The 13,084-nt window shown below is 59.3% G+C and carries 11 protein-coding genes; 6 read left to right on the top strand and 5 right to left on the bottom strand.

Annotated features, from left to right (window positions below):
- Positions 1-28 precede the first annotated feature (28 nt).
- Positions 29-511 (top strand): GNAT family N-acetyltransferase, encoded by a 483-nt coding sequence (locus N181_RS06720; protein ID WP_037400006.1) that lies wholly within the window; start codon positions 29-31, stop codon positions 509-511.
- Positions 512-752: 241 nt separating this feature from the next.
- Here N181_RS06720 and N181_RS06715 read toward each other — a convergent pair whose 3' ends face one another.
- On the bottom strand, positions 753-1,595 hold the full coding sequence (locus N181_RS06715; protein WP_037399985.1) for a GNAT family N-acetyltransferase: 843 nt from the start codon (positions 1,593-1,595) through the stop codon (positions 753-755).
- Between the two features lie 334 nt (positions 1,596-1,929).
- Here N181_RS06715 and N181_RS06710 point away from each other — a divergent pair, with 334 nt between their 5' ends.
- A complete protein-coding gene (locus N181_RS06710; RefSeq protein WP_037399988.1) occupies positions 1,930-2,922 on the top strand; it encodes an ornithine cyclodeaminase family protein in 993 nt (330 codons plus the stop codon).
- Positions 2,922-3,899, top strand: coding sequence for a threonine/serine dehydratase family protein (locus tag N181_RS06705; RefSeq protein ID WP_174839371.1), 978 nt, complete (start codon positions 2,922-2,924; stop codon positions 3,897-3,899). Before N181_RS06710 ends, N181_RS06705 begins: the two co-directional genes overlap by 1 nt.
- Positions 3,900-4,370: 471 nt before the next feature.
- Here the strand turns inward: N181_RS06705 and N181_RS06700 are convergent, their stop codons facing one another.
- On the bottom strand, positions 4,371-5,060 hold the full coding sequence (locus N181_RS06700) for a haloacid dehalogenase type II (protein ID WP_037399991.1): 690 nt from the start codon (positions 5,058-5,060) through the stop codon (positions 4,371-4,373).
- Positions 5,061-5,672: 612 nt separating this feature from the next.
- Between N181_RS06700 and N181_RS06695 the strand changes: the two genes are divergently transcribed.
- The 3 genes from N181_RS06695 (at position 5,673) to N181_RS06685 (ending at position 8,841) form a co-directional block, all read left to right on the top strand.
- Positions 5,673-6,674, top strand: coding sequence for a phosphotransferase (locus N181_RS06695; protein WP_080577730.1), 1,002 nt, complete (start codon positions 5,673-5,675; stop codon positions 6,672-6,674).
- A gap of 8 nt (positions 6,675-6,682) precedes the next feature.
- Entirely contained in the window at positions 6,683-8,053 is a 1,371-nt protein-coding gene (locus N181_RS06690) for an aspartate aminotransferase family protein (protein ID WP_037399997.1), read from the top strand.
- Positions 8,054-8,157: 104 nt separating this feature from the next.
- On the top strand, positions 8,158-8,841 hold the full coding sequence (locus N181_RS06685; protein ID WP_037400000.1) for a GntR family transcriptional regulator: 684 nt from the start codon (positions 8,158-8,160) through the stop codon (positions 8,839-8,841).
- 139 nt (positions 8,842-8,980) lie between these two features.
- Here N181_RS06685 and N181_RS06680 read toward each other — a convergent pair whose 3' ends face one another.
- From N181_RS06680 to N181_RS06670, 3 genes are all read right to left on the bottom strand, one after another.
- Complete coding sequence (locus tag N181_RS06680; protein ID WP_037400004.1) at positions 8,981-10,258, bottom strand: NAD(P)/FAD-dependent oxidoreductase; 1,278 nt, start codon at positions 10,256-10,258, stop codon at positions 8,981-8,983.
- A gap of 1,574 nt (positions 10,259-11,832) precedes the next feature.
- Positions 11,833-12,000: a hypothetical protein gene (locus tag N181_RS33970; protein ID WP_014329792.1), complete on the bottom strand. Its 168-nt coding sequence runs from the start codon at positions 11,998-12,000 to the stop codon at positions 11,833-11,835.
- Positions 12,001-12,352: 352 nt separating this feature from the next.
- On the bottom strand, positions 12,353-13,033 hold the full coding sequence (locus N181_RS06670) for a peroxiredoxin-like family protein (protein ID WP_014329793.1): 681 nt from the start codon (positions 13,031-13,033) through the stop codon (positions 12,353-12,355).
- Positions 13,034-13,084: the final 51 nt, after the last annotated feature.

Genomic DNA, 13,084 nt, shown 5'->3' with positions numbered 1-13,084 from the left:
ACCTGCCGCAAACGTTAATCATGCCGCCATGGATATTCGCCCCGCCTCATCTGCTGACGCTCCCGCCGTCTGGTCGATCATCGAGCCCGTGATCCGAGCGGGAGAAACCTATACGCTTCACCGTAACCTGAGCCGGGAAGAGGCTCTCGCCTACTGGATGGGAGCAGACAAGGAAGTCTTCGTTGCCGAGCAAGCGGGCGCCATCCTCGGCACCTATTACATGCGCCCCAATCAGGCTGGCGGTGGTCGGCATGTTTGCAACTGTGGATACGTCACAGCGCCTGATGCGACGGGTAGGGGCGTCGCACGCGGTATGTGCGAGCACTCATTGGTAACCGCCCGCGCCCACGGGTACCTGGCAATGCAGTTCAACTTCGTGGCGAGCACCAACCAGCGCGCCATTTCGCTATGGCAGAAAATGGGTTTTGAAGTCGTGGGCACATTGCCCGGCGCGTTCAGGCACCCGACCCATGGCTATGTTGACGCCTTCGTCATGTATCAAGCGCTGTAGACGAAGTTGGCGTTCGCGACCTTGGATGACGATGCCGTCCTGCCCCGTATCGGGCATTGACGCCCCACCGACCCCGCGAACCCGTCGAGCAGCTTATATCCCGGTCGCGTCGGTGACAGTCGCGCCCTTGGCCGATCTCAGCACCCGCCCGCCGCCTCATGGCCGCGATAGGAGGGCGAGGGGATGAACCAGATGGCACCGTCGAGTTCGGCAAGCGAGTCCCCGCATTTTTCTACCGACATCAACCGAGTGCCTGACTGACCAGCGCGTAGCTGCGGTGATACGTGGGCTTGCCTTCCTTGCGCGCGGCCCCGGAACGTCGCATCGTGATCCCACAGCCGGCGTGATCGAGCCCGCGCCCGGTGAGCCATCCTGCAAGATTCGTGGAGACATCCGTGTCGATACGGACGAACCTGCCCTGGTGATGGGCGAGCAGGAAATCGATCAGGGCCCGGGCTTCGGAATCGTTCCTCGCCACGACCGGGCCGATGACCAGCCCACGGCCAAAAGACCGGATCGCCGCGAAGGCTTGGATCTCGCCCGCATCGCGAATGACAGCGAACTTCGCCCGCTTGCGCAGAATCTCCATCAATGCCGAACGGTCATGGCCGTGTGCCGCGCGATCCAGCGTTACCAAGTGGGCATGATCGCCGCTCTCGCTCCATGTTACGTGACCCGGCACCTCAACCGGCAACGGCTCGCCCTGGTGCTGCACGGTCTCGCCGGTCGCAGCGAAACCCACCTTCTCATAGAGCGGAAGACCTTCCTGCGTCGCCACCAGATAGCAGGTACGCTCTCCCGCCTCGGCAAGCGCCTCTTCCAACATCTTCCGGCCGAGACCGCGGCCGCGCATGGCGGCATCGACGATGACCATGTTGATGGTGGCGGTGTCATCGCCATAGGGCGTCATGATGATGGTCGCGACGAGACGCTCCTCTTCGAGTGCGACGATTCCCTGGCTGATCGACTGGACCAGTTCCCAATCCTCGCGCCGATGCGGCCATTGGACCTGGCGGGACAGTTCCAACGCACCGTCCAGATGCTTTGGCGTCATCTTTTCGAGAATGATCTCTTGGGTGGTCATGATGCGGTTCCGGCCTGTGTCTTCAGGGGTTCACGGTAAACCGCAGAAGACAGCAGTTCCTCTCGACGCACGGCCATGCGCGACGCGTTTGCGCTAACCTTTGCCGCCCGCGCCGCATCTTGTGCCGACCGTGGCGGAGCCGACGCGCTGACGCCTAAGCTCGGAAAGGCGCCTGCCGCAATTCTCTGCCAAAGCCCCCATGCGATACAAAGGAATCTGCTTCCGGTCGCGGCGAATGCGGCCACTATTCTCCCCGCTCGCCCACTATGGTGATTGCGGCACAGGCCGTGCTGTGTCGATGTGTCCCATAACTACGAAAATAGGGAGGTCATGCATGAAAACGCTGCTGCTTAAGAAGGAGGAAGTAAGACGGCTAATCGGTATGACGGAAGTCATCGACGCGGTGGAAGAGGCTTACAAGGCCTTCAGCAGCGATCAGGTGGAACAACCTGCCTATATCGGGATACATCTCCCCTCTCTCCGTGGAGAAATCGACTTCAAGCTTGGCTACTACAAAGCCAATGAAATCATCTCAATGAAAGCGCACTCTGGAGGCTTCACCAGCAACCCGGCAGAACATGGCGTGCCGAACAGCATGGGCACCATTCTCCTGTTTGATGCCAGGAGCTGCGCGTTAATTTGCATCATGGATGGAAGCTTGATCACCGGCCTCAGAACGGGAGCGTCTGGAGCCGTCTCCGTCAAAGCCCTGGCGAGGAAGAACGCCAGGACGATCGCATCGATCGGCACAGGCAATCAGGCGAGAATGCAAATCCGGGCGATCAACGAGATCATGAAGATCGAAGAGATCCACGCCTGGAGCCGCACCCCGGAAACGCTTTCCAAATACAAGACGGACATCGAACGCGAATTCGGCATTCCCGTCATCGTCGCAAGCTCCAAGAAGGAAGCGGTTGAGCAGGCCGATATCTTGATTACGACGACCCGGGGAAAAGGGGAGCTTGTGGCGGCGGATTGGGTGAAGCCCGGTACACACATCGTTGCAATCGGCACAGATCAACGCGGCAAGCAGGAGCTGGATCCGGAGCTCTTCAGGAACGCGAAAATCATCGTCGACTCGAGCTCCCAATGCACAGAAAAGGGCGAGACCTGGCACCCGCTGATTAAAAACATCATCACCAGAGACGACATCCATGGCGAAATCGGCGAGGTATTGTTGGAACGGAAGCCTGGGCGAGAAAGTGATGACGAAATCACGATCTTCGATTCCACCGGGATGGCCATACAAGACAATACGACAGCCAGCAAAATCTATCAGAACGCCATCGCCAATAACGTCGGCACCTTCTTTCAGTTTTTCGAGTGATGACCATGCGCAATTACCCCACCATTCAGGACATCCGTGAAGCTCAGGAACGGCTGAAGCCGCACGTCAGGCACACGCCGCTATTGCGTGCGGAGAAAATCGAGAAGGCCGCTGGCTGTCAGCTTTATCTCAAACCGGAAACCCTGCAGATTACTGGCGCCTTCAAGATCCGCGGCGCCCTGAACAAGGCTCTCTCGCTCTCGAGAGAAGAGATCGCAAACGGCATTATCGCGACGTCGTCGGGCAATCATGCCCAGGGGCTTTCTTACGCGGCCAGGATGCTCGGCGTAAAAGTGATATTGGTACTTCCGGTCACCACGCCCAAGATCAAGATTGAAAATACAAAAGCCCTTGGTGCGGAAGTCATTCTTTTTGATGGTGATAATGCTGCTAGATGGAAAAAGGTCTACGAAATCGCTGAAGGAAACAAGTATGCGGTTATTCACGGCTTCGAGGACCCCGTTGTAATGGCTGGCCAGGGAACGATCGGGTGCGAGATACTCGAAGACCTGGACGATGTGGACACGGTCATTGTTCCCTTAGGCGGCGGAGGCCTGATCTCGGGAATCGCTACCGCCATAAAAGAAACGAAGCCGTCGGTGCGCGTTATCGGGGCAGAGCCTGCCTTGACACCGAAGTATTTTCACAGCCGGATAAACAAGGAACGCACATCGCTTCCCTTGAAGAACACTATTGCGGATGGCTTGAGGATAAGCGTTCCGGGTCAAAACCCGTATCCGATTATCGAAAAGTATGTGGACGAGATTGTTCTTGTTGAAGACGAGCACATCATCGCCGGGATGCGTGCTCTTGCCAAGGATGCGAAATTGATCGCTGAACCAGCCGCCTCAATTGGCGTCGGAGCACTGTTGGCGGGCAGCATAGACGTCAAGCCCGATGAAAAAGTCTGTGCGGTGTTGTCTGGCGGGAACTGGGATCTACGCGACCTTGCCGAGATATACAACGTAGCGGAGTAGTCAGTTCCAGCTTCGGTCAGGTCACCAGCGCGATCGCAGTTGAACGTCTGCGATCCTCATCGCCAAGCAAGAATCCACCGGTCCGGAATGTGGCCCGAACACGTCATTCGGCGATGGCGGCGACCGCTTGCCACCCGAAGGGTTAACTTGCCACCCGAAGGGTTAAGAGGAGTACGATTGGCAGCTTGAAGGTTGAACGCTAAAGCGCCGCTTGCTGACGAACGACCGTTGTGCGCCCCAAATCGGTCGTTGAGGAACCAGCCCCGGTTACTCGAAAGCATCGATAGCGGCCGCGTAACAAACGCGCCCCGTTGCGTCACGTTCGGATCACACCGTCCTCTAACGCCAGCAGGTCACTCGTGCGGAAGGGGTCCCCGAAAGGCCATGCTTGCTCCCCTTCGAACGATAAAGAGAAGGGGCGAATGAACCGCCCCGGTCTCATAGTAGCAACAGCGCCTGAGCGCTAGTTTTTCAGGCGCGCTTGAGGGCTGGCTCCAGGCCAACGGCGGCAGCTAACCCGCCGATATCCTTGATCTCGGTGTATTCGTAATAGGGATTTGCCGGCTCATGGCCGCGGTTGACCCAGACCTTGCTCTTGATGCCCAGGTCATAGGCGGTCATCAGGTCGTAGCGGAAGGATGAGGACACATGGGTAATGTCTTCGGGCCCGCAGCCGAGCTTGTCGAGCATGTATTCGAAGCCCTTCATCAGAGGTTTGTATGCCCCGACTTCTTCTGCCGTGATTACCATATGGACGGGCGCGCCCAGCTTTTCCACGTTCGACATGATCAGGCTGTTCATGGAGTTCGACAGGATGACCAGCGGAATTTCCTTGGCCACCCTGGACAGGCCAGCCGGGACGTCCGGGTGCGGACCCCAGGTTGGCACTTCGTCATAGATGCGTTGGGCGTCTTCGGGTTTGAACGGGATACCGATGCGTTTGCAGCTGCGTTCGATGGAATTGTGCACCACTTCGAGGAAAGGTTTCCATGGCCCTAGCACCTCGTCAAGGCGATAGCCTCTAAAAGCCTCGACCAAGCCGGCCATCGCTTCTGGGGAGAGACGCTCGCCGTAGACGCGCCGCGCAGCGCCGGCCATATCGAAATTGGTGAGCGTGCCGTAGCAGTCGAAGGTGACGTACTTCGGTCGAAATTGGGTCATGGCGTGTATTCCTTCCAATTTTCACGGCACAGTGTGCCTATACAAGGTCATCGTAGTGGCATGCCGCTTGTCTAAAGAGGTCGCGGTGCCGATAGACCGCAATGCGGCAGCGACGCAGGTACCTTTAAGAGTCCGTATCTGATCAGTTCATTTCATTTGCCTCTTTCTTGATATCTGGCCAATCCACCCAGGCGGAGCACTCCAACTTGCTTGTTGCATTCCGGCCAGTCGGAGCACAAAAGCATAACTTTGTGGCGATGGCAAGAGATTGTCCAACAATTCTTGGATGATCAATCGTCCTGCTACTTGCCGACAGCTTGAGTGCGTCGCCATTCAAACAACAACAAATTACTCGGATATGTGGCTGAGAATCCTCAATATTTGCGCAAGTTTTGGTACGGATTCATCAGAACGTCCTGCGCTGTGGCCAACCGCCATTCGGCAGAACAGATCGATCCAAACGAATAAATTGTTGTACAACATTTGGAATTTGAGATACTGAGGCCTTCGAGCTGCCCATTCTCGAGGCAGGATCTGAATGAGTTGAAGATGGGTCACAAGCATCAGTCTGGGCCAGCCCGCGTCTCTGAGCTTTCCGAGGCGTGCCATCCCGTGGGCGCTGCGGAAGCCGAAGAAATCGCCGAACGGCTATATGGCGCGCGTGGCTCGGCCACGCGCTTTGAAACCGAGAAAGACGACACTTTCCTCCTCGACTGCGCGGCCCGGGGGAAGTTCGTGCTAAAGATCGCTCATCCTTCTGAGCGGATGGAGGAGCTCGATTTCCAGGTCGCGCTGATGCGTCATCTCGAGCAGCAGGCCCCTGATCTACCCATCGCCCGTGCACTTCGCGACGTCGACGGCGCGGATTTGCCCATCGTCACTACCAGTGCCGGCGAGCGGCGAGTGGTGCGGCTCATCACCTTCCTCCCCGGTACTCCGCTCGACCGGACATCTTCCACAGCCCCACAGCGCGAATGGATCGGCGAAATCCTGGCAAAGCTGCGTCATTCCATGGCCGATTTCTCGCATCCCGCAGACAACCGGGCGCTGGCATGGGACGTCACCCATCTGCTCGATCTCTCCGATCTGTTGAGCTTCATCCCAGGGGGCGGCAAGCGGGCCTGGACCGTCCGCGCGCTCGAGCGGTTTGCCGAAGTCAAGCCGAGGCTCGACCTGTGCCGGCGGCAAGTGCTTCACAACGACTTCAATACGTCGAACCTGGTCGTCGATCACGCCAGCCCGCAGTTCCTGACCGGCGTCATCGACTTCGGCGATGCGGTCCGTACCGCCATCGCCGTCGATGTCTCCACGGCGTTGATGAATCAGATGCCAAAAACCTTCGACCATGCGAACCGGCGTGACCTGTTCGACGAACCGCGCGACGTTCTGCGCGGCTATCTCCGCCACGCCGAACTGACGGACGAGGAACTCCGGCTCATCCCCTTCCTTTCGATGGGCCGTCTTGCGGTCCGTGCGCTGCTGACGTGCTGGCGCGCCGAAATCTTCCCCGAGAATAGCCGCTATATCCTGCGCAATACCGAAGCCGGCTGGGCCCACCTCGAGTGGTTCCACTCGATTTCGACCGCACAGATATCCGATCTTCTGACACGATAGGAACCGTAATGTCCAAGCAAGCGACTACCCTGCCCAAGGGCTTCCGTGGCGACATGCCAAATGGCTTCAACCCTCAGGACACGTCTCATCTCACAAGTGAAGATCTGGCGCATGTCGCCAGGCGGCAAAGGCTGCTCGGGCCCGCTTACCGGCTCTTCTACAAGTCGCCGGTTGAGATCTCCCGTGCCAAGGGCGTCTTCCTCTATGACAAGCACGGCAACGAATATCTCGACGCCTACAACAACGTGGTATCGCTGGGTCACTCTCATCCGCGTGTCGTCGAGGCGATCCAGAAGCAGCTCGAGTTACTCTGTACCCACACGCGTTACATGCAGGAGCCCCTGCTGGACTATGCCGAAGCCCTGATCAATACGTTCGGTGGCGAACTCGGCCGGACCGGATGCGCGATGTTCACATGCACGGGCTCGGAAGCCAACGATCTCGCCTTGCGTATCGCGCGTTACCACACACGCAAGACCGGCGTCATCGTCACGGCCGAAGCGTATCACGGCAACAGCGGCGCGGTGGCGGCAATCTCGCCCTCGCTCGGCAAGAAGTCGGCCCTGGATCCCTATCTTCGCACGGTCGCCGCGCCGGATTCCTATCGCCTGCCCGTCGAGGAAATCGGCCGGCGGATGGCGGAGGATGTCGCGCGGCAGATCGCCGACATGGAGCGGCATGGCGGCGGCCTAGCGGCCTTCATCGCCGACTCCGTCTTCTCCTCCGATGGTCTCTACGTCGATCCGACGGACGTATTGGCGCAGGTGGCGGAAGTTGTGCGCAAGGCGGGCGGCCTGTTCATCGCCGACGAGGTGCAATCCGGGTTCGGGCGGACCGGCACCCACCTTTGGGGTCACCGCCGTCACAAGATTGATCCGGACATCGTCACCATGGGAAAGCCCATGGGCAACGGTTATCCCGTTGCAGGCGTAGTCCTGCGGCCCGAACTCGTCGCCGAATTCGGATCCAGCATGCGCTACTTCAACACGTTCGGCGGCAACTCCGTCGCTATCGCCGCTGCGCAGGCCGTGCTCGACACGATCCTCGAAGAGGGCTTGATGGACAACGCCGCCAAGGTCGGCGGCGAAATCCTCGACGGCCTCCGGGACCTACAGAAGGAATATGAATTCGTCGGCGATGTTCGCGGGGCCGGCCTCTATTTCGCCGTCGAACTCGTTAAGGATAGGGACCGGAAAACCCCGGACATGGACCGCGCGCTTGCAGCCGTCAATGCCTTGCGCGACCGGCGCATCCTCATTTCCGCGACGGGAGCGGACGCGCATATCCTGAAGATCAGGCCCCCGCTCATCTTCACATCGGCCAACGCGGCGCGTCTGCTCGAGGGCGTCGACGAGGCGCTTCGGTCCGTGCAGATCTAGGACCCGCCACCATGCAGCCGGGAGGCACAATATCATGTCCCTTGCCCTACGCCGCCGCATGTGGCGTAGGTATGCAAACAAAATCAACGAGCAAAGCCAAAGCCATGCCGCCGCTGCACGCCAAGAATCAAGCCGAAGATCTTGAGATGAATGTCGAGCCTTTGCCCGCTAGCGCGGTGGAAATTCTGACCCACGCCTTGCGACGGCGCATCTTGTCGGGAGATTTCCGACCGGGCGAGTTCCTCCGCGACGTGAAGATGTGCGAGGAGCATTCGACCTCGCGGCACACATTCCGTACAGCAGCCCAGGTGCTCGTCACGCAGGGCCTGCTGCGTCAGATACCGAACCGAGGCTTTGTGGTGCCCGAATTCGGGCCCGACGATATTGTCGATATCACACGCGTGCGCGGCGCCATCGAGGGCGAGGCCATTCGTCTGATCGTGCTGACCGGGGTCATCCCATCTCAGGCGCTGGAGGCGGTCGAGGTTATGCACACGTCGACCCTATCCTCCGACAGATCCCTGCTGGTTGCTGCGGACCGTGACTTCCACCGCGCGATCATCGCCGCTAGCGGCAGCGCTCGGCTGAAGCGAACCTATTCAGGCCTCGAGGGCGAGATCGAGCTTCTCCTCGCACAGCGGCAGGATTTCTACGCCACTGCCGAAGAAATGGCGGAAGAACACGAGCGGCTCATCAACAGCTTGAGAAGCCGCCACTACGATACGGCGCGGGAAGCGTTCAAGGAGCACTGGCAAGATCTCCAGATCAAATTGCTCGATCAACGCTGACCAGCGCTCCCTGCGGAATTTGACAGCTCGGAAGGATAACCTGCCAGGCGGCGCTTTCGTCGGGCCTTGCCCAGCGCCGGCCCGAAAAGCACGCGCCGAGATCGTCGGTGTCGGTCGGCCGCATTGGCGCTCGACGCGATCAGGGAAGCATGTCCTTCAGCCGATAGTAGGTGCCCACCATCGGAAGGAACCACGGCTTGCCGGTATGCAGCGGGACTGCATTCCACCCCATGCCATCGATCGGATTGGTATCCGTGCGGCCCATGGCAATGTCCGCCAGAACACTTCCGATCAGCGTCGAGAGCTGCGCGCCATGGCCCGAATAGCCCATGCCGTAGATCAGGCCGTCGGCGGTGCCGGCCCGGGGATAGCGATCCTGCGTGCAGCCGACGAGCCCGCCCCAGCAATAGTCAATTTCGACATCGGCCAGTTGCGGGAACACATCGATCATCTGCTTGCGCAAAAGCTCTCCGGAACTCACGTCTGTCTTCTGGTTCGACGTGGCCGAGAACTTAGCGCGCCCGCCGAACAATAGCCGGTTGTCCGGGGTAAGCCGGAAGTAATTGGCGATGTTGAGCGAGTTGGTGTAGTTCCGATTGCCCGGTAGGGTTGCGGCGACCTCTTCGGGGGTAAGGGGGCGCGTCACGACAATGAAAGACGCAATTGGCATCATGCGTCGCCGATAGTAGTCAAAGTTCTCAGTTGTATAGGCGTCCGTCGCGAGAATGACCTGGCGAGCAGCGAGCGAGCCGGTCGGCGAAGTGATCCGCCAGCCATCTGCCGTCCGGATGCAGGACTGGACCGGATTGTGCTCCCAAATTGTTGCGCCATGGCGCGCGGCGGCGTCTGCCATGCCATTGGCGTATTGGCCCATATGCATCATAGCCGACTTTGGTGAGAGCACCGCCCCGTGAAAGGCTTCCGAACCCAGCTCCTTGCGGACGTCGTCACGTGAGAGCCACTCTACCGAAGAGTCCACCTCGCAGCGAAGCTCCTCGCACATGGCCTGCAGCTTTTTCACATGCGATGGCTTGGATGCAAGCTTGAGCTTGCCGCCTCTGCGGAAGCTGCAGTCGATGCCCTCTTCTGCGATGATGGCTTCGATCATGTCGATTGAATCATCGTAAGAGCGCCAGAACCGACGCGCCTTAGTTTCCCCAAAGTGGGCCTTGGCCGCGCTAAAACTGGCGAAGTGACCACTGTTGAGGTGCCCGCCATTGCGCCCCGATGCACCATACCCGACATGCTCAGCCTCGACGAGGGCGACCTTTACGCCAGACTTGGCCAGTTTGCGGGCGGCATTGAGACCAGTGAAGCCCGCCCCAACAACGGCGACTTCGAAATCGCCTGAAAGGGGGTCGCGGTTCGCCCTAGCAAAGGCTTTTGACGTTTCATGCCAATAGGAAGCAAACTTCATTTTGAAGACCTCTCGCGCTCGTCAGGTCGCCGACTGCATGAAGTGTAGTTCCGCTCCTGCGCTGTGAGATGCGGCCCTTGCCATGGGCCCGCTACAATCGTTCGTCCTGTGCGGCGGAAACCGCAGGAAATCCGGTGGCGGCGCAGCTTCCGCACGCCTTGGTCTCGTGCTCTTGATGCCCTTCGATGCTGCCGCCCGACCTTCAGCCACTGGCGCAGCAACAAATGTTGAACTCTACCTCAACCGCGGGCGCCTTCCCGCGAAGCGTTCTTCGGCCCACTCACGACGTTAGACGTGGTGTCCCCAAGCGTCCGGAAAGTCCACAAACCGGACCCGTGCCGAGCGCGTGCCGAACTTCCGCTTGCCACCCAAAGCGAGAGTTTGTGTGGCGTACCAAGCGTCAGATTTCACCACTACCCGTAGGCACCAGATGCAGGTTCCTTCCGAGATTCGGCTTTCCACGCGCCGCTGAAGCTGCCCAAGAATTGCCCAAGCTTTGCGAAAACCTCTATGAAGAAGGTCGATTTCTTGTCTATGTCACCTGAAGGGAAACCGAGCTTTACTGGGTTAGCCGCTTTGTTGACATCGTAGGGGTCACAAGTTCGATCCTTGTCACGCCCACCATCCAAGTTTCCGATTTAAAGGGCCTTTTCGAGAAATCGAGAGGCCTTTTTACGTAGTGCTCTTTAGGTTCACTGAACCTCGCCCTTGGCAAAGAGACCCTTTGATTTCCGATTTGATTAAATTTCAAACAGCGCCTACATTAGAGGCACATACGCCTCACGTCGCTGCCACGGATGTACTGGCAGCGGCGGGAGGCGACCACGGAAGGTCGGGTTACCCGGCCTTTTTTGTTGCGTCGTAACCCGATCGGGCGGCCGCCCTCCGGATGTTTAGCGCTTCACCCGCCATAAACCGCACGTCGGGCTACGGCCGAGCGAACGTATCGAAGCTCTCCTAGGACCTTAGTCCAACAGGAAATGGGCCAGAGGTCTTAGCCCAACCTATTGTTATCCCATTGATTTTGCTTGTAATCCTTGACTAGCGCGTGCCCTATGCAACCCTCGGACTCCTGGTTGTACCGCGGGGAGGCAGGCAATGAGACTCATGAAAGTGAAGAAGAAGTATCGCCGAAAGACCCACGGGCCGGGTGTAACCGAACGCCTCGCTGATGGAAGCATCGCCATTAGGGGTGCAGCCCCTGGCTTCTCGTACCGCGCGGAATGGATTGACAATGGGTGTCCGGGCACTTTCGAGGCGTGGCTGGTAAGCAAGGGCGTCATGCCCAAGCAGTAGCCTCGCAGCGGCCGACAGATGCGCAGATCAGGCGGCCATTCTCTCCTGCTGCTCTGCCTCCCTGGCGAGGCGCGTGCCGGATGACGTCGTCGCCGAGATGGAGAGGACAGGTGAGGCGCTATGCGCCTATCGTCCCGCCACGATCGAGGGCGTCTACCTCAAGGCCGCTTACATGAGGGGCTGTTTCGTCTTCGTGGCCGTAGGACGCCTGCAGCATTTCAAAGTGCTACGGCGACCTTACCGAGTCCGATTGGACGCGCGGCGCTGTAGATCGGGCCCTAAAGCCTGACGATATCGTCAACCCAATATTTCACCCGGTAGCGAAGGGACTTGGCTTGCTCCTGCGCGTCGCGCCAGGCCGCGCGGCTGTAGTGGCCCTCGCAGGCGATCCGGTCGATCGCCCAGATGCCAGCCAACAAAACAATGAAGAGTAGCAAGCCGCGCATGTCGGCATCTTGTCGATGAATTCTTTAGAAACCTCTAACGCGACGTATCGCCACCCTTCATTCGCTTCCCCCATCAACAGTTTCGAGGTCAACCGTTTCGAGGCCCTCGGATCGGCCCGCCTATTCACCGATCAATCGAATGGGATTTTTTCGATTGCGCGTCATCCGGCTGTCATGATCGGCGGTTAGGAAGGACCCACCTCGCCATTGACCACGGATGGACTGGCAACGGCGGAGGTGATGAGAAGGTCGGGTTTACCCCGGCCTTTTTTGTTTGTTCGCATCGGTCTCGAAGTGCGGGTTTCGCGCCGTCCGCGCACACGCCGCAGGAAGGTGCCTGACCCTTGGGCTTTCAGTGGACGACCTGCGAAGCTGCCGACATCACCTCGTCCGGAGAAGGAGCACGGAACATGTTGCGGCCGTCCGGCGAAGCTTCGGTGAACGACCATCGCACGACGCCGTCGCGGTCGAGCAGGAACTCCCCGACGAGTTGCGCCATGGCGGCGGCCTCCATCCGCCTGTCGTCATCGGTCATCTCGTAGCCATCGGCTTTCTGGAGATAATTCGACGCAGCAACCGGATCCATCGGCTCCGGCAGTACGCCCGGCATGTCAAGGCGCATCGACATCACGGTCTGCATGCCCAGCTTGCGCGGCCAATCGTCCTCGTCTTCGGTGAATTCGAGATTCGGCAGACCGAAGGCGCGATGTGAAATCCGTTCGGGATCCGACGCGGCGAGCAGATTCGGCAAGGGATGGTAGCGGAAATAGAGGCGCGCCCGCTCGATCGGCGTGTTCACGACCGTCAGGGTCTCCACACCCTTTTCACTGAGAGCCGCCTTGAGCTGTGCCAACGTGGCGATCTGCCGGCGGCAGAACGGACATTGCAGGCCCCTGAACAGCCCCACCAGCACAGGTTTGCGCCCCCGGAAATCGTCGATGGCGATCTTGCCCTCCTGGGTGATCGCGTCGAGCACGACGTTCGGCGCCCGATCGCCCGGCTGCAACGGCCCGGAACTGGAATATTCCGCCATGGCTGTTCTCCTTCCTGCACGCCTGCAGCACCCGGCCCCTTGAGGTGAGCG

The organism is Sinorhizobium fredii USDA 205 (assembly GCF_001461695.1).
Taxonomy (GTDB): domain Bacteria; phylum Pseudomonadota; class Alphaproteobacteria; order Rhizobiales; family Rhizobiaceae; genus Sinorhizobium; species Sinorhizobium fredii.
This window is presented reverse-complemented; position numbering and strand designations above follow the sequence as displayed.